The sequence below is a fragment of the Hyphomicrobium sp. genome, assembly GCF_009026145.1.
In the GTDB taxonomy this organism is placed as follows: domain Bacteria; phylum Pseudomonadota; class Alphaproteobacteria; order Rhizobiales; family Hyphomicrobiaceae; genus Hyphomicrobium_A.
Genome location: NZ_WBUE01000031.1, coordinates 1 through 24,615, shown reverse-complemented (window position 1 = coordinate 24,615; position 24,615 = coordinate 1). Strand labels below are relative to the sequence as shown.

The following is a 24,615-nucleotide window of genomic DNA, read 5'->3' as shown; positions in this document are numbered from 1 at the left end:
CGCACCTGCATCGTCACTTCAATCGACTTCCCGGCGGCGTCTCGCCGCGCAGCGCCATTGCCAATCTGTCCACAACGTCGTGCGGCCGCAGCCGCAGGGCGAGATACGCCATCGCCAGGCGTTGCTTTCCCAACGGGGTCGCTTTAATGAAGGCAAGTGCGGCGCGGTCGACAGGCCGCAATGGCCCCAGCAGCTGTTCCAAGTAGGCGCGCGATCCGTCGGCCCATTGCGTCGCCGCTACGGCGCCCTGATACAAGAGGCGCCGATGCAGTCGCTCGCCATAGCCCGGCGCAAAGTCGGACGCATAGCGCTCCCTGACCAGGATGGATGCACGATCCGCGATCGCACGCGCTACTTCGGCATTGCGCGTCATCTGCCCCGCCATTCCCTCGGGGCTGCGACGCCAATACGCCAGCACGTCGGGGATGTAGCAGGCGCCGCAGGTCGCAGCGATCACGCGGCAGGCAAAGCCATCGGCGAATCCGGCGAGCGGAGCATCGAAATCGCCGATGCGCCGCAGGGCGCTGCGCCGGTAAATGGTCGTATTGCCCATGAACCAACCGTCCCGGCGCATCAACAGGCGGTTCGCCACCTCGGGCGGGATGAAACAGGGCGTCCGCGCCGGCTCGTGCGTTGCGATGCGACCGAGGTTCTTGCCATCAAGGCTCATCAAGAGTGACGAGGCTGAGCAAAGGCCGGCTGCAGGAAAGCGCTGCAGCATGGCCAGAGACTTCTCGAACAACCCGGGGAGCACCACGTCATCAGCGGCGGCCATGTAGATGTACTCTGCATCCGTGGTCGCCAGAAATTCTTCGAGATTGGCCATGAAGCCGCGGTTGTAGGCGAGCTTAATGGAACGGACGTTTGCATAGCGGCATGCATATTCGTCAATGATCTGCGGGCTGCCGTCGGTCGACCCGTCGTCAATGAGGTAGATCTCATGCGGCTGGATCGACTGTTCGAGGATGGCGTCGAGCGCCTCGGGCAGATAGCGGCCATGGTTGTAGTTCGAAAGAAATACCGAGAAGCGCGCCACAGCATTGGAGACAGCGGTGGCGGAAGATGCCGCGACTTCGTCGGTAGCAATGATGCGTGCGTGCGCCTGCGGCACCATCTCACTGCTCAAACCAGCGCGCTTCTGCACCGCCACCTCGCAGCCGATGTCAGAGGTCAGCACCATCATCAGGCGCTCGGCATATGCTTGAGATCCGCCTGGGCCATCCACAGCCGCAGCGCGAACGCGTCGTAAGGCGTTAGGCGACGCACGCTGAACACGTCCTCTTTCGAGAACAGCTTGGCTGCCTGTCCCTCGTTGAGCTTCACCGTGCTCAGCTCCTCGCGCGTGGACGCTACGGTGAAGATGTAGCGTAGGCGAATTCCGAGGTTCCAACGCCGCAGGTCGAAGCAGACCTGCGTGAAGTACGCGACTTCGCGCGGGCGAAATCCTAGTTCCTCTTCGAGCTCGCGTACCAGCGCCGCGCCCGGATCTTCGCCCTCATCGATTGCGCCGCCGAAGAGGCCCCAATAGTTGGGAAACCAGATGCCGGGGATGTCGTCACGGTGCTGCAGCAGCAAGCCGCCATCCTCGGTCGTTATGATCGCCGCCGATGCCGTCGATGGGCGATCTGCGACCCCGCTGATGAGCGAAGGGAGGGCGTTGATATGCATATCGCCGCTCACGCGCCAGCGGGCTCCAGAGAGGCGATATGCACGTCGGCCAATCCCTTCTCAAGCGGCGTGAAATGGAACGTCGGGAAAGCGTGCAGGCAGGCCGTTGTGTCGAAACTGCGGTAGCTGATCGGCGAACGCCGTGAGCTGGTCTTGATCTCGATCGGCTCATCGAACTGGCGCGCGACGAGGCGTGCGACATCCATGAAGGACGCGGAACTCCCAGTCGCGATGTTGAGCGTGCCGACGCTGCGATGCGTGGCGCACAAACGAACAACCGCCGCAGCGTCATCTACGAGCACGTGATCGCGCGTCTCCTCACCTTCGCCGCCGAGGGTGATCTGCCCTTCTTCTACCGCCTGACGGCGGAAGCGATTGGGCCCATAGGAATTGTGCGTGTCGTCGGGTCCATACAGCATCGACGAGCGCAGGATGGCGAGCGGGCTCTTCAGCGTGTTCTGCAGCATCACCTCGCGTACCTTGTGCATGCTGCCGTACAGGTCGTCGGGTGCCGCACAGGTCACCTCCGAGATCTTCGCCTGTGATAATGGGTAGACGGCGTCGGAGCTGAGATAGATGACCTGCGCACATTCTGGCCCTGCCGCGCAGAAGTTCTGCACCATGGTCAAGTTGCGCATCAACGTCGCGATGTCCCTGCCGCGGTCGGGCGTCAGCGCCGACAATAGCACGACCGAGTCATCGGGCCGGATTGTCTGCGCGACAAGCCTGCCGGCGCCGGGCCTCTCTAGGTCGAGATCGTCGCGCGCCAGCGCGAGCGTCTCAATCCCTTCGCGCGCCAGATCCCGCTTCAGCGCGCGGCCCAGAAACCCGCCGGCCCCAAGAATGACCATGCGCGTAGGAGACATCGGTGCATTATTCAAATGCTTGAGCACATTCTTTTCCTTGTAGTTGGAGTTCGCGGCCCATCACGTAGTGCTCGAGGCCAGCCTTGGCGCAGGCTCCGGCATCGAGCACGGCATAGGGATCGATGATGATCTTGCCGCGCATGGAGCGGGCGATTTCCTCCGGCGCCAGCGCTCTGAACTCCTTCCACGGGGTCATCACAGCGACGACGTCGGCACCAGCGCAGGCATCGATGGCCGATTTGCCCTGCTCGACGGTATCGCCCACCGAAGCGGCGGGGACCACAGGGTCATAGGCGCGAATGAGAAACGGACCGAGCGCCTGCATAAACGTGAGCGAGGGCGAGTTCTTGGTCGAGTGGGTATCTTCCTTGTAGGCGATGCCGAGCACACCGATCGACGGATTGGCAACGCTGACGAGCACCTTCTCATGCAAAAGACGCAGCGCCCAGTCGCGCCGGTAGCGGCTGTTGGCGATCCATGCCCTGACGACGCCGGCGTCGGTCCCTTTCCGGTCGGCAATTCGGCAAACAGTCGCAAGGTCGCGCTCGAGATTGCCTCCGGCGATTCCGAGACCCGGTGCCAGATAGGAATATTGTCCGATGCGGCGATCGAGCTTCAGCGCCGGGACGATCTCCGACCAGTCGGCCCCGATCTCCTCGCACACCTCGGCCAATGTGTTGGCGACGCTGATCGAGGAGACGAGACAGAAGTTGATGGAGATCTTGGCGAGCTCGGCGCTCTCATAACGCATCGGCAGTATGGGGCAATTGAACTCCGCCAGCACCGCCCGGAGCTTCGCATCGAGCGGCACGGCGGGGTCGGCGCAGCCGACGATGTAGCGCTCCGGCTGCGTTGCGCGTTCCACCGCGCGGCCGAATATCAGAGTCTCGACCTGATAGTAGCGGCGCGACGGGTCGGGCGCCTTGAGGGCGCGCGTGAAACCCGGCTCGACCTGTGACAGCACCACCATGGCGGCCTGCGGATTGAGCGCCGGCGTCACCGCGTCGATCAGGCGATGGATGGTCGCCGTATCGCTGCGCCCCTGATCGTCGGTCGGGATGTCCGGCGCGACATAGACAACGTCGCACTGGGCAAGATCGGCGATACTGCTGGTGAACACCTGCTTGTCGCTGTTCGATGCGAGAAGGTCGTCGAGACCGGGCTCCAAGACCGGCAGCTTGCCCTTGGCAAGATCGGCAACCAGACCAGCATTCGGGTCGAAGCAGACGGTCGGGAAGCCGCGACTGGCGACCGCCGTCGCCGACACGAGCCCCAAATGCGTCATACCCGCAAAGCCGATGCGCACGCTCATGCGGCCTTCCTTTCCATCGCCGCCTCGCCGAGGCGGCGGAGGGTCCGGTTGAGCCACATGTCGGTCGACAGGTCAGTCACCGCTCCACTCTCGCACTGCTTCCTGAAGTGCTTGTACTCGGCCTCCCAGGTTGGATCGTCCTGGACCAGGGTAATCGTCTCCTCGGGCGGCCGGCCGCTGGGGAGCACACGGCACCGATGGATGAACGACGACGGCCCCCACTTGCACAGCGAGGTGATGTGGGCCGTGCCATTCTCGGCGAGAATGTCGCAGGTGAAATGATTGCGCCACATGAGCAGCGTCATCTCCAGCTCGATGCGCGGGCGTAGCTGCTCGTTGGCGATGATGACGTGATCGGGTGCCCGGTTCTCGAATGCATTCACCGCACTGACGCGGAAGCCGTCGCCCAGCTCGCCGAACCAGAAGCGACACGTGTCGAGCAGATGCGAGCCGAGATCGGGGAGCACGCCAGCGCCTTCGTCGCGCCAGGCGCTTTCGCGAACGAGCCGCGCCGTGCCGTTGCCGTAGAACATGCGGCAGCTGTAGATCGTGCCGAGCTCGCCGGAAGCGATCAGATCGCGCATGCGTACGTAGTGCGGCTCGAATCGGTGATTATAGGCCGTATAGCATACGGCGCCGCTGCGACGCGCGAGAGCATGCAGCTCTTCCAGTTCCTCGCTGCGATCCGCCCACAGCGGCTTCTCCACCAAGACGTGCTTGCCGTGACCGAGCAGGTAGCGCAGCAGCTTGATCTTAGGTGCATCGGGGATGCAGCAGAGCGCTGCGTCGTAGCTGTCGAGCGGTACGTCCTGCAAGTCGCGGTAGTCGGCTTCCGTATTGGCCGGATCGACCGAAGCGACGAAGTCAGCGCCTGCCACACGCCGGCGCTTGTAGCCCTGGACGCCCAACCCGACGACGATTACGCGCATCTTCAGGCGAACTCCACGTGTCGCTCGACCGTGGCAATCTTGGCTTCCATGTCTGTCGGCGCAATCGGGATGTTGCCATCGCGCTCGCACTCACATGCTGCCGCCATGGAGCCGAGAATTGCCGCCTGCGCGGGAGACCCCGACACCAGCGTGGCAAGCGTTGCGTAGGCCAGGAGCGCGTCGCCGGCACCGACGGCATCGACCACGTGGTCTACGAAGCTGTCGAGTACGAAGAAGCTGTTGAGCTCCGTGTGGTGCGGGCTCTGGCAGGTCAGGATCCCGCGATCGCCCAGCTTCAAAATGAGGATCTTGCACGCTGCAGCGTTGTATACGCCAGAGGCCAGCGGCCGGATGCCGGAGTCCTGGTCGCCCAGTGCGAAGCGCGCCTCGCGCTCATTGGGCGTGATGAGATCGAAGCCCTTGAAGTCGGTGATGTTGCCCCAGCGGCTGGCCACCTGGCTGTCCGCCACCTTGTGCACACCGTCGGGGATCGCGTCGACCAGCGTCGGTATCGTCCGACGGTTGAACATGCCGTGACGGAAGTCGCTGTAGACCACCGCATCTGTGGGCGTCGTCTTCACCGAATCGACGAGCTGGTCGAGGATGCCATCGGCGATCGAACGGTTGTCGAGCGTGTCAACTTTCAGCAGCCGGTAGCCATCGACGACAATGGCGTTCTTGTTGGTCGTCGGCCGGGTCGGATCGATGATCGGCCGCGCGTCGACGCCGCTGGTCTTCAACCGGTCGAGGGCAAACTCGGCCAGGCTATCGTTGCCGAGCACGGTCGAGAACACGACCTCGGCACCGGCTGCGCGCAAGTGCTCGGCGACAATGCCGGCACCGCCCACGTAGTCGATCCGCTGCTCGTAGAGCACGCTCATGGTCGGCGTCTTCGTCTGGCCACCGATCATGGCGCAGCGGGTCAGACTGTCGACAATGGTGTCACCCACGACGTGCACGCGTTTGCTCGCCATTGCCGCCAGCGTCTCGCGCAGGTGGTTGAACGTGAGCTGCTCGCGCTCCATCAGAACCAGGAGCTTGTCGTAGCGGATCTTCGGCGGCGCGAGATCGATCAGCCGGGAGGACGAATAGACGATATCGCCGGGCGTGAAGATGATCTCGCCGCCATAGCTATGCAGCGCCGCGACCTCCTCCGCCGTCTTCATATTGGGGCCGTTGGCCCCGTACTCGTAGCCCTTGGCGAAGAAGTCCGGCTGGATCAGCTTGATGTTCTCGATCGGCGTCGCGTTCTTGTCGATAATCACGTAGTCGACCATCTCGAACGCGGCGAGGTTCGCTGCGCGCAGATCCTGCGGGACATGCGGCCGGTGCGTTCCTTTGGCAATGTGCTGATCGGCGGTGAGACTGGCGATGAGTACGTCGGCCTTGCTCTTGGCATAGAGGAGATGCCGTAGGTGGCCCGGGTGCACGACGTCGAAGACGCCGTGGCACATAATTACCTTCTTCTTGCGAGGGTGCGAGCCGACGGCCGACCGCACTTCTTCGAGCGACTTGATCTTGTGGCCGAACATTTGGCTGAGCGATGGGCTCATGCCGTCTTCTCCTTGCCCAGGCAATTGAACCAAGTGCGCGTGGCGCACTCGATGGAGGACGGATCCCACAAGGGAGCGTCGCTCCAATGGTCGATCTCCGCCATCATGCGGCGCACACCTTCCTCGAATGGAACCTGGGGCACCCAGCCGAGTTCGCGGGTGATCTTGCCGATGTCGGCCCAGGTGCAATCGGGCTCGCCCGGACGCTTGGGGATCTCGATCTTGTCGCCGCCGATCAAGTCCACGAGCCGGTTGACACTCTGCGGATCGCCGGCGCCGACGTTCCAAATTTCACCCGCCAGCGGTGTTTCCGCCGCGGCGAGGAACGCAGAAGCGACATCCGAGGCATAGACGAAGTCGCGCCGCTGTGTCCCGTCCCCAACCACGGTGAACGGCTTACCGGCCAGCTTCTGGCGAAAGAAGACGCCGAACACCGCGCCATAAGCGCCCGTGGTCCGCACCCGCGTACCGTAGGCATTGAAGATGCGGGTCGAATTCACCGGCAGTCCGTAGACCTTGTGCCAATGGAAGCCGGCCATCTCGCCCTGGTACTTGGAAAGTGCGTAAGGATACTCGGGGCTGATCGGGTGATCCTCCCGCGTCGGCGTTGCCGCCAGCCCGTAGCAGGACGAGGAAGCGGCATAGACGACCTTGCGCGCCTTCGCCGCGCGCGCCGCCTCGAGCACCGCGACCGTACCCTGGACGTTCACCGACATGTATTCCGCCGGCCGTTCGATCGAGGGCACGATGTCGCCGATGCCGGCAAAGTGGAACACGTAGTCAGCGTCGCGGAAGATCGGCGTTTCCGGGGGCAGGTCACGGATATCGACCCAGTCGGCCGACAAATCGGGATTGGCCGCGTGGTGTGCGAGGTTGCTCTCTCGTCCACCGACAAGATTGTCGACGACGCGGACCTTGAACCCGCGCGCCAGCAACAGGTCCACCATATGGCTGCCGATGAAGCCGGCACCACCAGTGACGATTGCGACGGACATGCTGCCTACGCTGCCTTCAACGCCTTGAGCGTGCGGACATTATAGTACTGATCGTCTGACATGCTGTTGGGCAGTTTGTCTTCGCGGAATGCCTTGCACAGATCGCGCACGGCTTCCTCGATCGTATGCATGGGCCGGAAGCCGAGCACGCGTGTGATCTTATCGGAGTTGATGTGATAGGAGCGGTTGTCGTCGGTCGGCGTCGTGACGATGTCGATCGGCGGCCTCTCGGGGAACTCCTCGGCCACTACCTGTTTCACCAGCTCCGCGATCTCCGTGATCGTCATGTTCTGGTAGCCGACGTTGAAGATCTCATTGGCGATCTTCTCATCAGGCGCAGTGAGAAACAGCTCGACCGCGTCGCAGTAGTCCTGGATGTGCAGGTTGGGGCGCAGCTGCGCCCCGCCGAACACGGTGATCTTATTGTTGCTCACCGCGTGGTTGGTGAGGATGTTGACCGACAGATCGAGGCGTTGACGCGGCGCATACCCGCACACGGTCGCCGGCCGGAATGTGACGCCGACGAACGTGTCGTCGGTGTGCTTCTTCAGTAGCGGCTCGCACATGCCCTTGTATTTGTTGTAGAGCGTCAGCGGAACCAGTGGGTGGTCCTCGGTCACGTTCGGCTTGTCCGAGACGCCATAGACCGAGCTCGACGAGGCGTAGATGAAGCGCTTGATGCCAGCTTCCTTGACGGCCATCACCATTGGTTCGAAGGCGTGCAGGTTGACCGTCGTAGACAACGCCTCGTCGAGTTCGAAGCTCGCGTCATTGGAGACGCAAGCAAGGCTGACGAACGCATCGTGCCCCGGCACCACCGACTTCAGCTTGGCTGTGTCACGGATGTCGCCCTGGATGATCTTGAGGTTCGGGTTGTCGGCGGGAAGGAAGTGGCTCCCGAAATACATCAGGTCGTAAACAGTCACCTTGCAGCCGCTACGCAAGAGCTGCGGCACCAATAGGCTGCCGCAGTAGCCGGCGCCCCCGGTCACGAAAACATTGTCGAACTTGCGCGCCATGGCGTCCCTCGTTGGTGATTGATCGCGTCCCGGCTCAGGCGGCGGCCGGACGCACCGAGATCCTGAATTTAGACGCAGTGGCGTCCTTGTAGAACATCTCCACCGTCTCGCGCGAGTAGTCATCGAGGTTCTTACCGACGAGCTTCAACTTGGCGATGACATCGTTGGTGACGGTGATGATGTGGCATCCCATTTCGTCGGCCTGGAAGATGTTGAGCAGCTCACGCGGGCTCGCCCACAGAAGCTCTGCTTTTGGGCGCTTGGAGAGCGCAGCGAGGCACTCCTTCATGTGCGGCACCGGATCGCGTCCGGTGTCGGCAACCCGGCCGGCAAACACCGATATGATGGCGGGAACCTCGGGATCGAGCGCATCGGCCACCGCCTTGACCTGCGCCGGGGTCATGATGGCGGTAACGTTGAGGACTACCCCGCGCCGCGACAGCGAGTTAAGCAGCGGGCCGGCGAAGATGCCCTTCGTGTTCATCACCGGTATCTTCACGTTGACGTTCCTGCCCCAGGAGGCGATGGCGAGCGCCTGGCGCTCCATCTCTTCGAAATCGTCGGCGAACACTTCGAGGGAGACGGGACGGTCCGGCACCTCAGCGAGCAACTCGCGGCCGAAAGCCTCGTAGTCATCGATACCCGCCTTGCGCATCAATGTCGGGTTGGTGGTAAAGCCCTTGATCAGGGGATTCTTGTGCATATCGAGGATACCCGCGAGATCGGCGCCATCGGCGAAAATCTTGATCTTCAGATCAGATACGGTGGTCATTTGCGTGTCTCCCTCCAGCATCGCTGACACATGCCGGTTCCCCCCGGCGCAAAATCCAGTCCGTGGCTTCTCGTAGTGAACTCACCGTCGCGGCCTGCCGCGTGGGGCCTGCGTCGCTGTACCCAAGATCGATGAAGACGGCCGTACAGCCAGCGCGCCTGGCCGCCTCGATATCGCTATCGCGGTCGCCGACCATGAAGCTCGCGCCAAGATCGATACCCCAGCGGCGCGCCGCGTCCTTAAGCATGCCCGCACCCGGTTTGCGCCGGTCGGTTGCCTGCTCGCGAGTCTCATAGCAGACCTCGATGTCGTCCACCGGCACGTCGGCCCGCAGTCGCACGTGCATCTCCTCGACGACGTCCTGCGCGACAATGCCCGCGCCAACGTCCGGCTGATTGGTGACGACCACGACCAGAAAACCTGCCTGCTTCAGCTCGCGTACACACGCGGGCGCATCGGGATAGATCTGAAACGCCTCGAGTGTACGCGGCGCGAAAGAGCGGCCATCGCGGAACTCAGGAATGGTCAGCACACCGTCGCGGTCGAGAAAGACCGCGGGCTTCAGCGCACCGGCGTTCCGCTTCACCACTTGGTGGCCACCTTCTGTAGCGCTGGATGCGAGACGAGGCAGTGCCAGACGACTGTCTGGAATGACTCGGCATGTGGCGTGACGTGGCGCGGATCGATAGTCGGCACGATAATGGCGATGTCGGCCTGCTTGGCGGTGTGGCCGCCATCGCGCCCGACGATGCCGAAAATGCTAAGGCCGCGCTGCTTGGCCTCGTCGATGGCACGCACGAGGTTCATGCTGACGTTGTGCTCAGCATTGCCGCCGCCGACCGAGAAGATCAGGAGGCCGTCGCGTTCGTTGACGCGGCTGCCCCGCAGCCAGCTGGCAAACACCGTCTCCCAACCCTCGTCGTTGGTGCGCGCGGTGAGCTCGGAGACGTTGTCGGTTGGCGCGTAGCACTCGACGTCGCACAACTTGCGGAAGTCGTTCACCGCGTGTCCGGCGTTGCCGGCGCTGCCGCCGACGCCGAGGATGAACAGGCGACCGCCACCGTCGCGAAGCTTGGCAATGCGCGCCGCCATATCGTCGATCGCAGCGTAGTCGAGGCGAGCGCAGATCTCCCCGGCCTGGCTGAGGAACAGTCGCGCGTGGCTATCTTCCACTTTCTACCCCCTAGGAAACGCCGCGCCCTCCGCGGCCTCAGTGCAATCGACACGCTACCGCCATTCGGGTGAAGTCCAGCCCACCCGTCCACAACCCACATTGCACGGCGCCGTCCGCGAAATCAGGCGGCGGCGATCACGTTGCGACGCGAAACGGTGATCTGCACCTCGCGTCCGAAGAGGTCGAGCAACAGCGCCACGCGGTCTTTGTCCGCAAGGCGCAACAATGTTCCGATCGAGTTGGCGAAGGGCCCGGCGAGCAGACGCAGCGGCTGTCCCAGTGCAAATGCGTCGGCATTAGGGAGAGCCACGACACCTGCATCATCGCTCGTTTCCTTCAGCGCCTCGACGAACCCCTGCTCGACCGGCCGCGGCCGGTCGCCGTGGCAGAGGATCTGGCGCACCCCGAAGGTGCTGTTGATCGCCCGCCATTTTTGCACCCGCGGGTCGAGCGCGACGAAGAGATAGCCAGGGAACAGCGGCGCCTTCGTCATATCGACGCGGCGCGCGTGGCGGCGCTCGCGCAGGAGCTTCGGCAACCAGGGCTCGTAGCCTTGGCGGCGAAGATTCAGCTCCGCCCGTGCTTCCTGATACGGCTGGGTGCTGACGACATACCAGTCCTTCATGGTTCGCCCCCGTCTTGCGATGACGCCAACAGCTCCGCCCGGTCGGGCGTAATGCGCAGGATTTCCGGGGCGAAAACGTAACCGTCCGGAAAGTTCTTGCGAAGCGCCTCGAAGGTTGCCTGCGGGGAAATGAGATCGGTGATGACTGCAACCTCGGCATCCCCGAACGCGGCGAGGTTCGAACCGACGCGCACACCATAGCGGGTTTGCACATTGGATCCGGGATCGACGATGCCGAGAAGCGCAATCTCCTCGCCTACGGCAGCGAGAACCGCGATCTCGGCGAGGTCGCCGCCGCCAACAAGAACAATGCGCGAAGCCTTATCGCGCCTTCTAAGATCCCGGAATATCTCGGAGTATTGGTCGCGCGACTCGCGAAAGAGGGTGAGCGAATATTCGAGATAGTCGGCGACCAAGCGGCCCTTCTCGGCAAATCCCCGGGGCGTCAGGTAGTAGGCATAGCGCTTGTAAGGCGCCTGGCGAACCTTCACGAGACCCTTTTTCACCGCTCGTTTGATCAGGGCGTTGATGAGGCCGACAGACACCCCCAGCTCATGCTTGAGCATCTGTTGCGTAACGATCTCTCCGCGTTCTACCGCTGTGAGAAGATCGAGATCCGCGTCAGCCTTTGTCCCCCGTGGCATTAGACGGTGCCTGCTGATGCTGCGACTAGCCGCACGGCTAGCAGCTCCCGGTGCGCCATTCAATCATTGAATTTCATTCAATGAACGTATCCCCAGCGATCGACTTGGCGCTCAATCACGTAAGCTCCTGTAAGAACTATGACGCACCGCTACTTTGGAGGGCGTTTGGCCGCGATGCCTTTTGAGTCGCCGGTCAGTTTCGGCGACTCCCCCTTGCGCCTGGGCATTCACCAGCCACGTACAAAGGCGCGCTCCGCTTCGACGCGTAGGCGTTCCTCGTCCTGGCAGATCGCCAAGGCTGCCCGCACGTCGATCTATGGAGATCTTTCAAACCATCCGCCTCGAGGCAGAGGTGCCAGCGCGCGTGTTCGACTAGCCGGTGGGGCCGGCTCCTATCGACACGACCGAGCTTCTCGACGGGTGGTTTGCCTTTCCTCTCCAATTTTCCAGCTCATCGTTCGGCCCGCTTCTCTATCTCCTTCCTCGGATCGATGACCGCTGGTGCCGCAGCCGCTGATTTTTTGCTGGCTGAGTGCCCCGCCATCTGGCTAGACGTCAGGGTCGCACGAGCGAATATCCTGCAGCCCACGTCGCGCAGGATGACGCGCTCCACAGCCTATTTTTCGCACGGCTGTGAAGTGTGGTAGAGCCTAGCGGTCTGCGCCGAGACGCGTCTCGAAGACAAGGGGAGTCCTGCAAGCAATGTCTGCGCCGCTTCGCCTATGCCACGTATACACTGGTCGCGCGCGCAGTCGGAATTGATCCATGGTGACGGCGAACTTCTGGGCAGGCCGCTCCGTCCTGCTCACCGGCCACACTGGTTTCAAGGGCGCATGGGCCGGCGTGTGGCTCGCCAGCTTGGGCGCCCGCGTACACGGTCTGGCTTTGGCGCCGGAAACGGAGCCAAATCTTCATGACCTCCTCTCGTCCAGCCACCTTGCCAGCGACGTCATCGGCGATATTAGAGACCCGCGTGTCGTCGCCGACGCGATTGAGCGCGCTGCTCCTGACATTGTCGTCCATATGGCGGCGCAGGCGCTTGTGCGCCGTTCCTACCGCGATCCTGTAACCACCTTCGACACCAACGTCCTCGGCACCGTGCATTTGCTCGAAGCGCTGCGCGAGACTCCCGGCGTCAAATGCGTACTGGTCGTCACCAGCGACAAGGTCTACGAGAACCGCGACGACGGACACCGCTTCACCGAGGGCGATCACCTCGGCGGCGCCGATCCTTACTCGGCTTCAAAAGCGGCCGCCGAGATCATCACTGCGTGCTACGCTAAGAGCTACTTCGCACCGCGCGTCGTGCCGGTTGCCACCGCACGCGCCGGCAACGTCATCGGTGGCGGTGACTGGTCGGAGGACCGGCTGCTGCCCGATGTCTGGCGCGCCCTTGAGGCAAGCCGCACCGTCGAGCTGCGCCATCCACAGTCGACACGACCCTGGCAGCATGTGCTGGAGCCGTTGTCCGGCTATCTCACCTATATCGAACAGCTTTGCGCCGACCCGCAGGGACACCTGCCGCACGCGATAAATTTCGGCCCGCGGGACGAGCGCCCCATCACCGTTGCGGAAATCGCCGACACCCTCAACGGCGCGCTCGGCGTCAAGGCCGGCTGGCGCCAGGCCCCCGGAGAGCATCCGCCCGAGAAGGCTACCCTAGCGATCAACGCAGGGCTCGCCCACCGGGCTCTGAAATGGCGCGCCCGCCTCTCCGCGGCCGAGGCGGTGCAGTGGACCGCCGACTGGTATAAGGCGCACAAGGAGGGGAGCGATATGCGTGCGTTCACGTTGCGGCAGATCCGCGACTATGCGACGAGGAAGACATGAGCGGGGCCCTCCTTTGCATCAACTGCGGCACTCCGTTGCGGCGTACGTTCGTCAACCTTGGCTCGACGCCGATCTCCAACTTCAATGTTCGCCCCGAGGATATCAGCAAACCCGATCCCACCTATCCGTTGCACGTGCGGATATGTGAAAGCTGCCTGCTCGTGCAGGCGGAAGGTGTCGTCGACCGCTCCGCGCACTTCGGCGAGGACTATCAGTATTTCTCCTCGTTCGCCGCCAGTTGGGTCGAGCACGCACGCCGCTATGCCGAGGACATGATCGCCCGCTTCGGCCTTAGCGAGGACAGTATGGTCGTCGAGGTCGCCTCCAACGACGGCTACCTGCTGCAGCATTTCGTTGCACGCGGCGTTCCAGTGCTGGGTGTCGAGCCGACCAAGAGCACCGCCAACGCAGCCATTGCGAAAGGCATACCCACCGAAATGGTGTTCTTCGGTCGCGCCACGGCCGAGCGCCTCACGCGCGAGGGCTACGCCGCCGATCTCATGGCATCGAACAACGTGCTGGCCCACGTTCCCGACATCAACGACTTCGTCGCTGGCTTCGCCACGCTGCTGAAGCCCGAAGGGGTTTGGACGGTCGAGTTCCCGCACATCCTCAATCTCATCGAAGAAAACCAGTTCGACACCATCTACCACGAGCACTACTCCTACCTATCGCTGCTTGTAGTCGAGCGCATTCTCACCAAGCATGGCCTGCGCGTTTTCAATGTCGAGGAGCTCCGAACGCATGGAGGTTCGCTGCGCGTCTTCTCCTGCCACAGGGACGCCCACCAGAGCGAGGCACCCGGCCTTGCCCGCGTGCGTGCCAAGGAGGCCGACTTCGGTCTCGACTCGCTCGGCGCCTACGAGGGATTCGACGCGAAGGTGCAGGCGGCAAAGAAGGCGCTGCTCGCATTCCTCAATAGCGCCAAGGCGGAGGGCAAAACAGTAGCTGCCTACGGCGCCGCCGCCAAAGGCAATACGCTGCTCAACTACTGCGGCGTCGGCACCGATCTCGTTGCCTACGTCGTCGACCGGAACGACAAGAAGCAGGGCCGCTACCTACCCGGCTCGCGGCTGCCCATCCTGGCACCCGAGAAGATCGCCGAAACCAAGCCCGACTACGTGCTCATCCTCCCCTGGAACTTGCGCCGCGAAATCGAAGCGCAAATGGGTGAGGTGCGCCAATGGGGCGGCAAGTTTGTCGTCGCCATTCCCAAGCTCGAAGTATTCTGAACGGAGCCGCGATGAAGCTGACGATTGACACCAAGGGCGGCACGCTGAGCGTGGAGGATGGTTCTTGCCCACGCCAGCTCGATCTTTATTCCAGGGAGAGCTTCGAGCAGATCGCCCGTCTGTGGACCGACATCGGCTGGGTGCGCAAGTACTCCTACGGTTTCGCGTGGATGGGGCGCCCGATTATCCAGTTGCCCGACGACATGATGCGCATCCAGGAAACGGTGTTCACAACGAAGCCGGACGTCATCGTCGAGACCGGCGTCGCCCATGGCGGCTCACTCCTCTACTACGCGAGCCTCTTCGAGCTCATGGGCAACGGCCGAGTCATCGGCATCGACATTGAAATTCGCCCGCACAATCGCACCGCCATCGAGGCGCACCCACTCTTCAAGCGGGTCACGCTGGTTGAGGGCAATGCCGTCGCCGCCGAGACCGTGGCCATGGTGAAATCGATGATCAAGCCCGACGAGAAGGTGATGCTGATCCTCGATTCCAATCACAGCAAGGATCACGTGGCCAAGGAGCTTGCCGCCTACGCCGATCTCGTCACCCCTGGCTGCTATTTGCTCGTGCAGGACGGCATCATGCACTACGTCGCAGGCATGCCGCGCACAGGTGACGACTGGAGCTGGAACAACCCCATCTCCGCGACCGAGGAGTTCCTCGCCAAGCACACCGAGTTCGAGCCTGTCCGCGTACCGCGCCCATTTGATGAAACCCAGGATACTCCCGACTGCACGCATCACCCGAAGGGTTGGCTACGCCGTAAGTAGGCGCTGCCATTCGCTACAGCATGTCCGGACCGATTGGCGCACGTGACCTGCGTTGGTGCGTTCGCTGATTGGGCGCGCAGGATCGCAGGCGATATCAGCGCGATCCCTGCCGTGTGGGAGCCCCCGCAAGCCAGAGATAACCCGCCATTGCCGGACCACCACGGTTGCGCAAAAATTGCTCAGCTTCGTACCGCCAGAAAACGGCGAGACAGGAAACCTGGAAAGCGAGGACAGCCAATTGAAGCTGACAATCGTGGACACGTGGCAACATCACCAATACCGCTCTGGTACTCAAACCGACAACGCTAGCGACATATATTCCTGCCAGCCTAGTTCGTGAATTTCAATGGTCTAAGGTAACATGGCACTTGGCTCATGGCGCTGCCGGACTGCCATGATCGTGTCGCGTAGCCGGCGTGTAGAGCATGGGATCATCGTGCCCAATCTCAGGGCATCCCGATTCGGTGAACTTGTGCTGCGGCTAGACCGGCGACGACACCGCGCGCCATCTCCATCTCGCGCACAATCGGATAGTGGTGATTACCGAGAAAGAGGCCGTTGGCATCGACGTCCTCGGCAACGGTGAGCGCCGAACCGATCGAGTGATCGAGATGGCGGATGACCGAGTTGGCGACGAAGTTGCCGGCCACGATCGGTCGACACTCGATGCCGGCCTCGGTGAGACGCGCGACGAGCTCGCTGCGGCATCCGGCAAGCTTCCCCTGCAGCAGCAGGGCAAACCCGAACCAGGAGCTTTGGCCGGTTTCCGCCTGCAGCGCTACGTCCACCAGCCCGCCGAAAAGAGCTCGAAACGTATCGGCATTCTGCCGCCGCATGTCGATCATGCCCGGCCGGGCTGCTGCTCAGGCTGCAGCCGGCGTATCGAAAGCCCCAGCAGCCCGCCTTCCCCAGTGAGTAAAGCGCGCATCGTCAAATCGTCCTTTGGGGACCGACACCGACAAATCCACTCATCCCGCGGGATCGAGGCGGTCATACTCCTGCGCCACCACCTGAAGATCGGAGCGCACCATCTCGGCTACGAGCTCGGCGAACGTGGTCGTATGCCGCCAGCCTAACTTCTGATGCGCCTTACGCGGATCGCCCAATAGCTCGTCGACCTCGGTCGGGCGAAAATACCGCGGATCTATACGGACGAGGTCCTTGCCGGTTTTGCTGCAGATGCCGACCTCGTCGGCGCCTTCCCCCCGCCATTCGATCAGCCGACCGACCTGACGAAAGGCAAGCTCGACGAACTCGCGCACCGAGTGCATCTCGCCCGTCGCCAGGACGTAGTCGTCGGGCTCAGGCTGCTGCAGGATGCGCCACATGCCTTCGACGAAGTCGCGCGCATGGCCCCAGTCGCGCTTGGCATTGAGATTGCCCAGGTAGAGCCGATCCTGGCGGCCGAACTCAATAGCCGCCACCGCGCGCGTGATCTTGCGCGTGACGAATGTCTCGCCGCGCATCGGACCCTCGTGATTGAACAGGATACCGTTCGAGGCGTGCATGCCGTAGGCCTCGCGGTAGTTCACGGTGATCCAATAGGCATAAAGCTTTGCCGCGCCATACGGCGAGCGCGGGTAGAAGGGCGTCGTCTCGCGCTGCGGGACCTCCTGCACCTTGCCGTAGAGTTCGGAGGTGGACGCCTGGTAGAAGCGTGTCTTGTCCTTGATGCCAAGGATCCGAATCGCTTCGAGCAGCCGCAGCGTACCCAGCGCATCGGCATTGGCCGTGTACTCCGGCGTTTCGAAGCTCACCTGCACGTGGCTCTGCGCGGCGAGATTATAGAGCTCGTCCGGCTGGATCTCCTGGATGAGGCGGATGAGGTTGGTGGCGTCGGTCAAATCCCCGTAGTGCATGAAGAAGCGCGTGTCGTGCTCGTGCGGATCGACGTAGAGATCGTCGACGCGGGCGGTGTTGAACGACGAGGAGCGCCGCTTCACACCATGCACGATGTAACCCTTGTCGAGCAGCAAGCGTGCCAAGTGCGCGCCATCCTGTCCGGTGACGCCAGTGATGAGTGCGATCTTGGGCTGCACGGAGCGTCCTCTCTAATTTGGATCCCTCAGCGCATCGCGGTGACAGACGTCTTCAGCGCGGAGCCGTCCTCACCCAGATACTGCTGATGGCATTTTGCCAGGTCCAGCCGGTGCCATTCTGATAGGAAGGCCTTGTAGCCTGTCATGTCAGGCGACGGATAGATGATGTTCCGCCGCGTCGCTGTCCGGACCTCCCTGACGCCGGATTCAGCCTTGTCCTCCACTATCACTGGAACCCGGAGCGGCAAACCTCGCGCCACTGAAAGTCTTCCGGGCAGCCGATAATTCTGGTACGGGATCGCCGCCAACCCCCTCGCCAGCACCACTCTCAGCCAGGCCGCCATGACCGAAATCATGCCCCGAACGACGTGCCGCATTTCCGGGGAACCGCTGGTGGAGCTGTTTTCGCTCGGCGATCACTACATCTCGGATTTTCTCCCCGCCGACGCTGCGCCGCGCGGTGACAGGATCCCGCTGACGATGTGCCTAGCGCCCAAATCGGGCCTGGTGCAGCTCGCCCACACGCCATCCTTCGACGACATGTATCGGCACTATTGGTACCGTTCGGGCACCAATGAATCGATGGTCGAGGAACTCCGTCAGATCGCCACCTCGACCGTCCAGCTCATCAAGATGCAGCCCGGCGACATCTTCGTCGACATTGCCTGCAACGACGGCACCGAGCTTTCTTTTGTCGACAAGTCGATCGTCCGGATCGGGTTCGATCCGGCCAAGAACACCTACGCCGAAGCCGACAAGAGCCGCTTCAGCCTCTTCATCAACGACTATTTCAGCGTTGCCGCCTATCTCGCCTCCCCGTATGGCGACCGCAAGGCCAAGGCAATCACCACCATTGCCATGTTTTACGACCTGGAAGACGCGCACAGCTTCGTCGAGCAGGTGTCGGCGATCCTCGACGATAACGGCCTGTGGGTCGTGCAGATGAGCTACCTGCCGCTAATGCTGTCGCAGATGGCTTTCGACAACATCTGCCACGAGCACCTGGGATATTACAGCCTGCAGGCAATGAAGTACCTGCTTGACGCGCACGCGATGGAAATCGTCGATTGCCAGCTCAATGATGCGAACGGCGGCAGCTTCCGCGTCTACATCCGCAAGCGGGGCGCCGACCCGACGACCTTCGCGACCGCACCCTATCGCGAGGTCGGCGCCTATCGGGTACGGGCGCTCTTGGCCTACGAGGAGACGCTCAACCTGCGCGAACCCGAGACCTACCGGCGCTTCTTCCGCCGAGCCTCCGAGCTGCGCGACCAGACGCTGAATTTCCTTCGGGAAGAGAAGGTCAAGGGCAAGAGAATCTGGGCATATGGCGCATCGACGAAGGGCAACACTCTCCTGCAATGGTTTGGGATCGATTCCACGCTCGTCGAAGGCATCGCCGAACGTCAACCCATGAAGTACGGACTAAGGACGGTCGGGACGAACATCCCAATCTTTTCGGACGAGGACATGCGCGCCGCGAAGCCGGACTACCTCTTGGTGTTGCCGTGGCATTTCATTCAATCGTTCGTCCAGCGTGAGAAGGAGTTCCTGGAACGAGGAGGACGTTTCATCGTCCCCTGTCCCAATTTTGAAGTCATTGGGTCACGACCTTAGGGGCTTGGGACCGCTGGAAGACGAATTCGGCGTAGGTCGCCCGCAAACCTTCCTCCAGCGGAGTGCGCGCGCGCCAGCCTAGCGTATTCATCCGGTCGACATTGAGCAGCTTTCGAGGCACGCCGTCGGGTTTGGTCGCGTCGAATACAATCTCTCCCTGATAGCCGACCACGCGCCGGATCATGTCCGCGAGTTCGCTAATGGTCACGTCCACGCCGCTGCCAACATTGACGAAACGCGCGCTGTCGTAGTGCTCCAAGAGAAACAACAACGCGTCCACAGCATCCTTTACATAGAGAAATTCGCGGCGCGCATTGCCCGTTCCCCATACAGACACGCTCGGAGCCCCCATCTCCTTGGCATCATGCATACGCATCAGGAGCGACGAAATGACGTGGCCGCGCTCAGTGTCGTAGTAGTCACCCGGTCCATAGAGGTTGCACGGCATGCATGAGATAAATTTCTGCCCATATTGACGGTAGATGTACTCACACAGCTTGAGGCCGGAGACCTTAGCGATCGAATAGCCTTCGTTCGTCGGTTCAAATTGGCCACTGAGGAGATATTCCTCTTTCATCGGCTGGGGAGCCAAACCCGGATACACGCAACTGGAGCCGAGGAAGAGCAGCTTTCTCACCTGCGAGCGGTGGGCATTCCAAATGACATTGTTCTGAATGGTGAGATTCTCGAACAAGAATTCGGCGGAGAATGTGGAGCTCGCCTTGATACCGCCTGCCCGCGCTGCGGCCAGGATCACGTACTCCGGCCTCTCGTGCTCGAAGAACGACTGAACTGCGTTGCTATTCAACAGGTCGAGCTGCCGACGCGTAGGCGCAAGAATATTGCTGTAACCTCGCGCCCGGAGCTCCGCCAGCAAGTTGGCTCCAACCAATCCGGTTCCTCCAGCGAGGAAGACGCGCGAGTCTTTGTCCATGCTCCCTCTGTAATCGTGCAACGCTGCGGCGTCGATCCTCGTTCGAGCCTGGCGCCGGACATACTGCGCCTCTCGGCCCCGGCGCAACGTCCAAAGCAAGGCAAAAGCGGCGCGACCGGTTAATCAGCGCGTTTCGTCGGGCGCCCGGTGATAGGCATCGTCGGAGCGGATGATGTCGTCCTCGCCCAGATAGCTGCCGATCTGCACCTCGATCATCTCCAGCGGCACCTTGCCGGGGTTCTCCAGCCGGTGCCAGTGCGTCGCCGTGATGTAGACGCTCTCGTTCTCCTGCACGAGCTTTTCCACCTCGCCGATCGTCACCTTGGCCGTGCCGCGCACCACAACCCAGTGCTCAGACCGGTGATGGTGCATTTGCATCGACAGCTGCCCGCCCGGCTTGACGTGCAAGAGCTTCACCTGGAAGCGCGGCCCGGTGCTGAGCGTCTCGAAGAAACCCCATGGCCTGTAGCTCTTGATGTGCTGCGCGTACTCCTTGCGATTGAGCTCCTTGAGGCGCGCCACGAGGCCGGAGACGTCTTGCGCGCGCTGCTGATCGGCAACCAGGAGCGCGTCCGGCGTGTCGACGATGACGAGGCCGCTGAGCCCGATGGTGGCGACCAGCGAGCGCTCGCTGTGCACGAGGCAGTTCTCCGTGTCGATGAGGATGGCGTCACCTTCGACGGCGTTGTGCTGGGCATCGCGCGGCGCGCTCTCCCACAACGCGGACCACGAGCCGACGTCGCTCCAGCCGACGTCGATGGTCAGCATGGCCGCCTCTGTGGTCTTCTCCATCACCGCGTAATCGATCGAGATGTTGGGTGAGCGCGCGAACGCCGCGCGGTCGAGGCGCAGAAACCCGAGGTCCTCGCTGGCCGCCGTCAAAGCTGCGCGCGCAGCTGCGAGGATTTCCGGCGCCAGCCGCTCGAGCTCGGAGAGGAACGTGCGCGCGTGCAGCACGAAGATGCCGCTGTTCCAGAAATAGCTTTCGTCGGCAATGTACCTTTGCGCCGTCTCCCTGTCGGGCTTCTCGAAGAAAGCTTCGACCCTGTAGCCGCCCGCTGGGCCATCGAGCGCGGTGCCGCGGCGGATGTAGCCGTAGCCCGTGTGCGGGCTGGTGGGGACGATGCCGAAGAGGACGAGCTTGCCGGTGGCGGCAACCTCAGCGGCGCGCCGCAAGCTGGCGACGAACGCTTGCGCGTCCTTTACGACATGGTCCGACGGCATGACGGCGATCACCGCATCCGGCGCCTTGTCGACGGTGGCCAGCGCGGCGACCGCCACCGCCGCTGCGGTGTTGCGCGCTACCGGCTCGAGAATGATCGCCTCCGGCTCGATGGCGGCGCGGGAAAGCTCCTCGCGCACCAGAAAGCGATGGTCGTTGTTGCAGATGACGATGGGAGCGGCAAAGCCGACCCCGTCGATGCGCCGCAGGGTGGCGGCGAGCAGGCTGCCCCTGCCATTGAAGAAATTGATGAACTGCTTGGGGTACATGCTGCGCGACAGCGGCCACAGTCGCGTGCCGGAACCGCCGGACAAAATGACGGGAATTATGGGGCTGGTCATCGCGACACTTTAATTGGGCGGGATGCCGTAGCAAGGCTCCGCTGCGGTTCTGGTTTCCAGGGCCCAGATGCTTGATGAAGACTACTCCGCGGCCAGCGTGCCCGCATCGATATCAATGCGCAGCCTTATCGGCTCGCCGGGGGCCGAATCGGCGGCCTCGCTGAAGACCCGTGTCGGGATCGTAATCAGCAGCCCCTTGTCGGGGTCGTCCTCGATGACCGCCTCGTCGAGCTGCACCGAGGCGAAACCGACCACCGCCAGGCACTTGTTGCCGCCGACCTCGTCGGCGACGTCGGGGATGACGATCGCGACGCCCGCCGCGCAACAGACGGGCTCCACCGTGTCGAGGGCATAAACGCTGATTTTGCCGTCCTTGTAGGTGCGGCTGTTCTTGTCGACCGGCGGGATCAGCTCGGTGAGGCCGACGTTGGCGTCCTCGCAGCTCTTCACCTCGAGCGCGGTCGCCGGTTCAACGGACAGGAGCAGAGCGGATGCAAGGAGGCATGAACGCAACATGCACCACTCCTAGCACCCACGGCAGATACTGTCGCGTCTCAAGCGCTGGCTGCCGCCGGCGCTTTGGCCTCGACGTTTGCCGCGTCGCGGCTGCCGAGCCGGCTCATGACCTCGTCGGTCAGGGCACGCACCGCCGCTCCCACCTGGCCTGGATATTTGGCGAGATAGCTGCGCTCATAATTCTGGAAGTTAGCGGCTTCCTGCAGCGCCGGCATGCGCGGTATGGCCTGGGTGAAACAGGCATTCTCGGCGTTGCCCTGCAGCCAGCGGTGATATTCCTCGTCGGAGACCGAATTTGCCTCCTTCATGTTGACGATGACACCGAGGTTCTCGGCAAAGCCCATCTCTGGGTTGAGCCCCTTGAAGCGGCGGAATACCTCCAGCCCGCACACCGAAACGTAGTCGGCCTTGGTCGGCGAAATGTGGAAGTCGGCCTCGCGCAGCCAGCACTCGGTGAGCACCGAGAGCCCCGGCGGGCAGTCGATCAGGATGATGTCGAACACGCGGCGCACGCCGTTGAGGAGCTCGCCGATCACCTCGCGCAGGCGCCCGTGCAGATTTTCCTTGGACACCTCGCGCTCGAGCAGCGTGAGTTGCATATCGCTCGGAAGCAGGAACAGCGAGCGTGAGTCGTCGACGTCGGAGACGTTGCGCACGATGAACTTCGGCCAGTCGATCACCTGCCCCTTGAGCACGCGGCCGTGCAGATAATCGACGATGGTCGCGCCTTCGCTCTGCAGCTTGTAGAGGCTCGACACGGACATCAGCATGCTCGACACGCTGGCCTGCGCATCGCTGTCGATGACCAGCACATTTTTGCCGTGATAGGCCGAAATCGTCTCGGCGAGCGCCAGCACCAGCGTCGATTTGCCGACACCACCCTTGGTGTTCATCACCGCGATTGAATTGCGCATGCTGCCTGGACTTCCCCACCGCGCCCACTGCCGGCCCCTTGCGTCGAAAGGACCCCACGCCCCTGCATGGCGCGGGAATATGGCAACCATGGGAACGCGCCACAATCCCGCTTGGCGACGCACGCAAATTCGCCGCGGAATATAGGGTCCCGTAAACCGCCCCCCGGGGCAGCGACTTGCTCCCGCCTTGAACAGCCAATAGGAAAGGTCGTGCTTCGGTTTCCTCCTGGAGGCCCTTCCGTCATGGCTTACGCCCCGGCGCTTCGCTGCGCGCGCCCCCTCGCTGCGATCCTGCTTGCAACGCTGTCTCTTGCCCTCGCTGGCTGCGGCATCAACACCATCCCCACCTACGAGCAGAACGCCAAGGCGGCGTGGTCGGAGGTCCTCAACCAGTACAAGCGCCGCTCCGACCTCATTCCCAACCTGGTCGAGACCGTCAAAGGCTTTGCCGAGCAGGAGAAGACGGTGCTGACCGACGTCGTCGAGGCGCGCGCCAAGGCGACGCAAGTGCAGGCCAACGTGCCGCCCGACATCCTCACCAACCCCGAAGCGATGCAGAAATTCCAGGAAGCGCAAAGCCAGCTGGGCGGCGCGCTCGGACGCCTGCTCGCCGTCGTCGAGCGCTATCCCGACATCAAGTCGGGGCAGAACTTTCTTGCTTTGCAGAGCCAGATCGAGGGCACGGAAAACCGCATCGCCATCGCGCGGCGCGACTACATCGAATCGGTGCGCGCCTATAATACCGAGATCACAACCTTCCCTGGCCGCATCTGGCGCGCCGTGATGTATCCTTCGGCCAAGGAAATGGCGACGTTCGACATCGCGGCGGAAGAGATGAAGGCGCCCAAGGTCGATTTCGGCACCAAGCAATAGGCTTGCTTCCGGCTGGAGACGTGCGATGCCTGCGGCCCGGTGCGCTTTGCCGTTGAGCTGGCCGCCGCGCCCGGTCGGCGCATTGCTCCTCGCTCTGCTGGGGTTTGCTGCGCTTGGCGCCGCGAGCGCCGAGCCGGTCTTTCCGATGCTCACCGGCCGCATCCTCGATGAGGCAGGGCTCATCAAGGCCGACGACTACACGGCCATCATCGAGGAGCTCACCGCGCTCGAAAAGAAGTCGACCGATCAGGTCGTCGTCGTCACCCTCAAGTCTTTGCAGGGCTACCCCATCGAGGATTTCGGCTATCAGCTCGGCCGCAAGTGGGGCATCGGCCAGAAAGACAAGGACAACGGCATCCTGCTCATCGTGGCGCCGAACGAGCGCAAGGTACGCATCGAGGTTGGGCGCGGGCTGGAGCCGGTGATGACCGACGCCTTATCGAAGCTCATCATCGAGAACGCCATCCTGCCCGAGTTCCGCCGCGGCAACTTCTCGGCCGGCATCAGGGCCGGCGTGCGCGACATCAAGGATGTGCTGCTCGGCGATGCCGAGGCGGTCAAGGAGCGCGCCCGCGAGGCGCGGAGCGCGGATGATCTCGACATTTGGTCGATCATCCTCATCGTGTTCTGGATCTGCGTCGTATTGTTCGTGGTCTACGCCATCGTGCAGTCGATCAGCAACGCGCCGCAAGCCGTCGGCGGCCGCCGCGGGCGGCGCGGCACTCCGGTCATCGTCCCGGGAGACTCGGGCGGCTGGGGCGGGG

General features: G+C 62.7%; 26 protein-coding genes. 6 read left to right on the top strand and 20 right to left on the bottom strand.

Annotated features, from left to right (window positions below; translation table 11 throughout):
* Positions 1–13: 13 nt before the first annotated feature.
* From F9K20_RS18355 to F9K20_RS18295, 13 genes are all read right to left on the bottom strand, one after another.
* Positions 14–1,183 carry a glycosyltransferase family 2 protein gene (locus F9K20_RS18355; protein WP_291005305.1) on the bottom strand — a complete coding sequence of 390 codons (1,170 nt, stop codon included), beginning with the start codon at positions 1,181–1,183 and terminating at the stop codon, positions 14–16.
* Entirely contained in the window at positions 1,183–1,668 is a 486-nt protein-coding gene (locus tag F9K20_RS18350; protein WP_291005303.1) for an NUDIX domain-containing protein, read from the bottom strand. Before F9K20_RS18350 ends, F9K20_RS18355 begins: the two co-directional genes overlap by 1 nt.
* A gap of 8 nt (positions 1,669–1,676) precedes the next feature.
* Positions 1,677–2,534 (bottom strand): NAD(P)-dependent oxidoreductase, encoded by an 858-nt coding sequence (locus F9K20_RS18345; protein WP_291005301.1) that lies wholly within the window; start codon positions 2,532–2,534, stop codon positions 1,677–1,679.
* A gap of 7 nt (positions 2,535–2,541) precedes the next feature.
* Complete coding sequence (locus tag F9K20_RS18340) at positions 2,542–3,846, bottom strand: nucleotide sugar dehydrogenase (protein ID WP_291005298.1); 1,305 nt, start codon at positions 3,844–3,846, stop codon at positions 2,542–2,544.
* Positions 3,843–4,775 (bottom strand): Gfo/Idh/MocA family oxidoreductase, encoded by a 933-nt coding sequence (locus tag F9K20_RS18335; protein ID WP_291005295.1) that lies wholly within the window; start codon positions 4,773–4,775, stop codon positions 3,843–3,845. Before F9K20_RS18335 ends, F9K20_RS18340 begins: the two co-directional genes overlap by 4 nt.
* 2 nt (positions 4,776–4,777) lie before the next feature.
* Positions 4,778–6,328 (bottom strand): PfkB family carbohydrate kinase, encoded by a 1,551-nt coding sequence (locus tag F9K20_RS18330; RefSeq protein WP_291005292.1) that lies wholly within the window; start codon positions 6,326–6,328, stop codon positions 4,778–4,780.
* Positions 6,325–7,323 (bottom strand): NAD-dependent epimerase/dehydratase family protein, encoded by a 999-nt coding sequence (locus tag F9K20_RS18325; protein WP_291005288.1) that lies wholly within the window; start codon positions 7,321–7,323, stop codon positions 6,325–6,327. The genes F9K20_RS18330 and F9K20_RS18325 overlap by 4 nt, the downstream gene beginning before the upstream one ends.
* A 5-nt stretch (positions 7,324–7,328) precedes the next feature.
* The gene (locus F9K20_RS18320) at positions 7,329–8,342 is read right to left on the bottom strand and encodes an NAD(P)-dependent oxidoreductase (RefSeq protein WP_291005285.1); all 1,014 of its coding nucleotides are present in this window, start codon (positions 8,340–8,342) and stop codon (positions 7,329–7,331) included.
* A gap of 34 nt (positions 8,343–8,376) precedes the next feature.
* On the bottom strand, positions 8,377–9,114 hold the full coding sequence (locus F9K20_RS18315; protein ID WP_291005283.1) for a transaldolase: 738 nt from the start codon (positions 9,112–9,114) through the stop codon (positions 8,377–8,379).
* Positions 9,098–9,703 carry an HAD-IIIA family hydrolase gene (locus tag F9K20_RS18310; protein ID WP_291005280.1) on the bottom strand — a complete coding sequence of 202 codons (606 nt, stop codon included), beginning with the start codon at positions 9,701–9,703 and terminating at the stop codon, positions 9,098–9,100. Before F9K20_RS18310 ends, F9K20_RS18315 begins: the two co-directional genes overlap by 17 nt.
* Complete coding sequence (locus tag F9K20_RS18305) at positions 9,697–10,287, bottom strand: SIS domain-containing protein (RefSeq protein ID WP_291005277.1); 591 nt, start codon at positions 10,285–10,287, stop codon at positions 9,697–9,699. The genes F9K20_RS18310 and F9K20_RS18305 overlap by 7 nt, the downstream gene beginning before the upstream one ends.
* Before the next feature lie 122 nt (positions 10,288–10,409).
* Positions 10,410–10,913: a transcription termination/antitermination protein NusG gene (locus F9K20_RS18300; RefSeq protein WP_291005274.1), complete on the bottom strand. Its 504-nt coding sequence runs from the start codon at positions 10,911–10,913 to the stop codon at positions 10,410–10,412.
* Positions 10,910–11,620 carry a hypothetical protein gene (locus tag F9K20_RS18295; RefSeq protein WP_291005271.1) on the bottom strand — a complete coding sequence of 237 codons (711 nt, stop codon included), beginning with the start codon at positions 11,618–11,620 and terminating at the stop codon, positions 10,910–10,912. Before F9K20_RS18295 ends, F9K20_RS18300 begins: the two co-directional genes overlap by 4 nt.
* Before the next feature lie 702 nt (positions 11,621–12,322).
* Between F9K20_RS18295 and rfbG the strand changes: the two genes are divergently transcribed.
* Genes rfbG through F9K20_RS18280 form a run of 3 tightly spaced genes read left to right on the top strand, consistent with a single transcriptional unit; the run spans position 12,323 to position 15,395 of the window.
* Entirely contained in the window at positions 12,323–13,387 is a 1,065-nt protein-coding gene (rfbG, locus tag F9K20_RS18290; protein ID WP_291005268.1) for a CDP-glucose 4,6-dehydratase, read from the top strand.
* The gene (locus F9K20_RS18285; RefSeq protein ID WP_291005265.1) at positions 13,384–14,619 is read left to right on the top strand and encodes a class I SAM-dependent methyltransferase; all 1,236 of its coding nucleotides are present in this window, start codon (positions 13,384–13,386) and stop codon (positions 14,617–14,619) included. The genes rfbG and F9K20_RS18285 overlap by 4 nt, the downstream gene beginning before the upstream one ends.
* An 11-nt stretch (positions 14,620–14,630) precedes the next feature.
* Positions 14,631–15,395, top strand: coding sequence for a cephalosporin hydroxylase family protein (locus F9K20_RS18280; RefSeq protein WP_291005262.1), 765 nt, complete (start codon positions 14,631–14,633; stop codon positions 15,393–15,395).
* 446 nt (positions 15,396–15,841) lie between these two features.
* Here the strand turns inward: F9K20_RS18280 and F9K20_RS18275 are convergent, their stop codons facing one another.
* The 3 genes from F9K20_RS18275 to F9K20_RS18265 form a co-directional block, all read right to left on the bottom strand.
* Positions 15,842–16,240 carry a DegT/DnrJ/EryC1/StrS family aminotransferase gene (locus F9K20_RS18275; protein WP_291005259.1) on the bottom strand — a complete coding sequence of 133 codons (399 nt, stop codon included), beginning with the start codon at positions 16,238–16,240 and terminating at the stop codon, positions 15,842–15,844.
* Between the two features lie 123 nt (positions 16,241–16,363).
* Positions 16,364–17,434: a GDP-mannose 4,6-dehydratase gene (gene gmd, locus F9K20_RS18270; RefSeq protein WP_291005257.1), complete on the bottom strand. Its 1,071-nt coding sequence runs from the start codon at positions 17,432–17,434 to the stop codon at positions 16,364–16,366.
* A 26-nt stretch (positions 17,435–17,460) separates the two neighbouring features.
* Positions 17,461–17,778: a hypothetical protein gene (locus tag F9K20_RS18265; protein WP_291005254.1), complete on the bottom strand. Its 318-nt coding sequence runs from the start codon at positions 17,776–17,778 to the stop codon at positions 17,461–17,463.
* Between F9K20_RS18265 and F9K20_RS18260 the strand changes: the two genes are divergently transcribed.
* Positions 17,777–19,051, top strand: a complete 1,275-nt coding sequence (locus F9K20_RS18260; protein WP_291005251.1) for a class I SAM-dependent methyltransferase — start codon at positions 17,777–17,779, stop codon at positions 19,049–19,051. The genes F9K20_RS18265 and F9K20_RS18260 overlap by 2 nt on opposite strands.
* Here F9K20_RS18260 and F9K20_RS18255 read toward each other — a convergent pair.
* The 4 genes from F9K20_RS18255 to F9K20_RS18240 form a co-directional block, all read right to left on the bottom strand.
* A complete protein-coding gene (locus F9K20_RS18255) occupies positions 19,032–19,985 on the bottom strand; it encodes a GDP-L-fucose synthase (RefSeq protein ID WP_291005248.1) in 954 nt (317 codons plus the stop codon). The two genes, F9K20_RS18260 and F9K20_RS18255, sit on opposite strands and share 20 nt — an antisense overlap.
* A 123-nt stretch (positions 19,986–20,108) precedes the next feature.
* On the bottom strand, positions 20,109–21,548 hold the full coding sequence (locus F9K20_RS18250; RefSeq protein ID WP_291005245.1) for a mannose-1-phosphate guanylyltransferase/mannose-6-phosphate isomerase: 1,440 nt from the start codon (positions 21,546–21,548) through the stop codon (positions 20,109–20,111).
* A gap of 81 nt (positions 21,549–21,629) precedes the next feature.
* Positions 21,630–22,064, bottom strand: coding sequence for a hypothetical protein (locus tag F9K20_RS18245; protein ID WP_291005242.1), 435 nt, complete (start codon positions 22,062–22,064; stop codon positions 21,630–21,632).
* 38 nt (positions 22,065–22,102) lie between these two features.
* Positions 22,103–22,978 (bottom strand): ParA family protein, encoded by an 876-nt coding sequence (locus F9K20_RS18240; RefSeq protein WP_291005239.1) that lies wholly within the window; start codon positions 22,976–22,978, stop codon positions 22,103–22,105.
* Positions 22,979–23,221: 243 nt separating this feature from the next.
* On the opposite strand from F9K20_RS18240, the gene F9K20_RS18235 reads away from it, so the two are divergent.
* Together F9K20_RS18235 and F9K20_RS18230 are read left to right on the top strand one after the other, a co-directional pair.
* The gene (locus F9K20_RS18235) at positions 23,222–23,851 is read left to right on the top strand and encodes a LemA family protein (RefSeq protein WP_291005236.1); all 630 of its coding nucleotides are present in this window, start codon (positions 23,222–23,224) and stop codon (positions 23,849–23,851) included.
* A gap of 25 nt (positions 23,852–23,876) precedes the next feature.
* On the top strand, positions 23,877–24,615 hold a 739-nt coding region (locus F9K20_RS18230), incomplete at its 3' end, for a TPM domain-containing protein (RefSeq protein WP_291005233.1).

Coding starts and splice junctions, on each gene's coding strand:
- F9K20_RS18340 (WP_291005298.1), bottom strand. CDS start 3,846: ATGAGCGTGCGCATCGGCTTTGCGGGTATGACGCATTTGGGGCTCGTG.
- F9K20_RS18335 (WP_291005295.1), bottom strand. CDS start 4,775: ATGCGCGTAATCGTCGTCGGGTTGGGCGTCCAGGGCTACAAGCGCCGG.
- F9K20_RS18320 (WP_291005285.1), bottom strand. CDS start 8,342: ATGGCGCGCAAGTTCGACAATGTTTTCGTGACCGGGGGCGCCGGCTAC.
- F9K20_RS18275 (WP_291005259.1), bottom strand. CDS start 16,240: ATGATCGACATGCGGCGGCAGAATGCCGATACGTTTCGAGCTCTTTTC.
- F9K20_RS18235 (WP_291005236.1), top strand. CDS start 23,222: ATGGCTTACGCCCCGGCGCTTCGCTGCGCGCGCCCCCTCGCTGCGATC.
- F9K20_RS18325 (WP_291005288.1), bottom strand. CDS start 7,323: ATGTCCGTCGCAATCGTCACTGGTGGTGCCGGCTTCATCGGCAGCCAT.
- F9K20_RS18280 (WP_291005262.1), top strand. CDS start 14,631: ATGAAGCTGACGATTGACACCAAGGGCGGCACGCTGAGCGTGGAGGAT.
- F9K20_RS18350 (WP_291005303.1), bottom strand. CDS start 1,668: ATGCATATCAACGCCCTCCCTTCGCTCATCAGCGGGGTCGCAGATCGC.
- F9K20_RS18265 (WP_291005254.1), bottom strand. CDS start 17,778: ATGGCGGCCTGGCTGAGAGTGGTGCTGGCGAGGGGGTTGGCGGCGATC.
- F9K20_RS18300 (WP_291005274.1), bottom strand. CDS start 10,913: ATGAAGGACTGGTATGTCGTCAGCACCCAGCCGTATCAGGAAGCACGG.
- F9K20_RS18330 (WP_291005292.1), bottom strand. CDS start 6,328: ATGAGCCCATCGCTCAGCCAAATGTTCGGCCACAAGATCAAGTCGCTC.
- rfbG (WP_291005268.1), top strand. CDS start 12,323: ATGGTGACGGCGAACTTCTGGGCAGGCCGCTCCGTCCTGCTCACCGGC.
- F9K20_RS18355 (WP_291005305.1), bottom strand. CDS start 1,183: ATGATGGTGCTGACCTCTGACATCGGCTGCGAGGTGGCGGTGCAGAAG.
- F9K20_RS18240 (WP_291005239.1), bottom strand. CDS start 22,978: ATGCGCAATTCAATCGCGGTGATGAACACCAAGGGTGGTGTCGGCAAA.
- F9K20_RS18250 (WP_291005245.1), bottom strand. CDS start 21,548: ATGACCAGCCCCATAATTCCCGTCATTTTGTCCGGCGGTTCCGGCACG.
- F9K20_RS18285 (WP_291005265.1), top strand. CDS start 13,384: ATGAGCGGGGCCCTCCTTTGCATCAACTGCGGCACTCCGTTGCGGCGT.
- F9K20_RS18255 (WP_291005248.1), bottom strand. CDS start 19,985: ATGGACAAAGACTCGCGCGTCTTCCTCGCTGGAGGAACCGGATTGGTT.
- F9K20_RS18245 (WP_291005242.1), bottom strand. CDS start 22,064: ATGTTGCGTTCATGCCTCCTTGCATCCGCTCTGCTCCTGTCCGTTGAA.
- F9K20_RS18260 (WP_291005251.1), top strand. CDS start 17,777: ATGACCGAAATCATGCCCCGAACGACGTGCCGCATTTCCGGGGAACCG.
- F9K20_RS18345 (WP_291005301.1), bottom strand. CDS start 2,534: ATGTCTCCTACGCGCATGGTCATTCTTGGGGCCGGCGGGTTTCTGGGC.
- F9K20_RS18315 (WP_291005283.1), bottom strand. CDS start 9,114: ATGACCACCGTATCTGATCTGAAGATCAAGATTTTCGCCGATGGCGCC.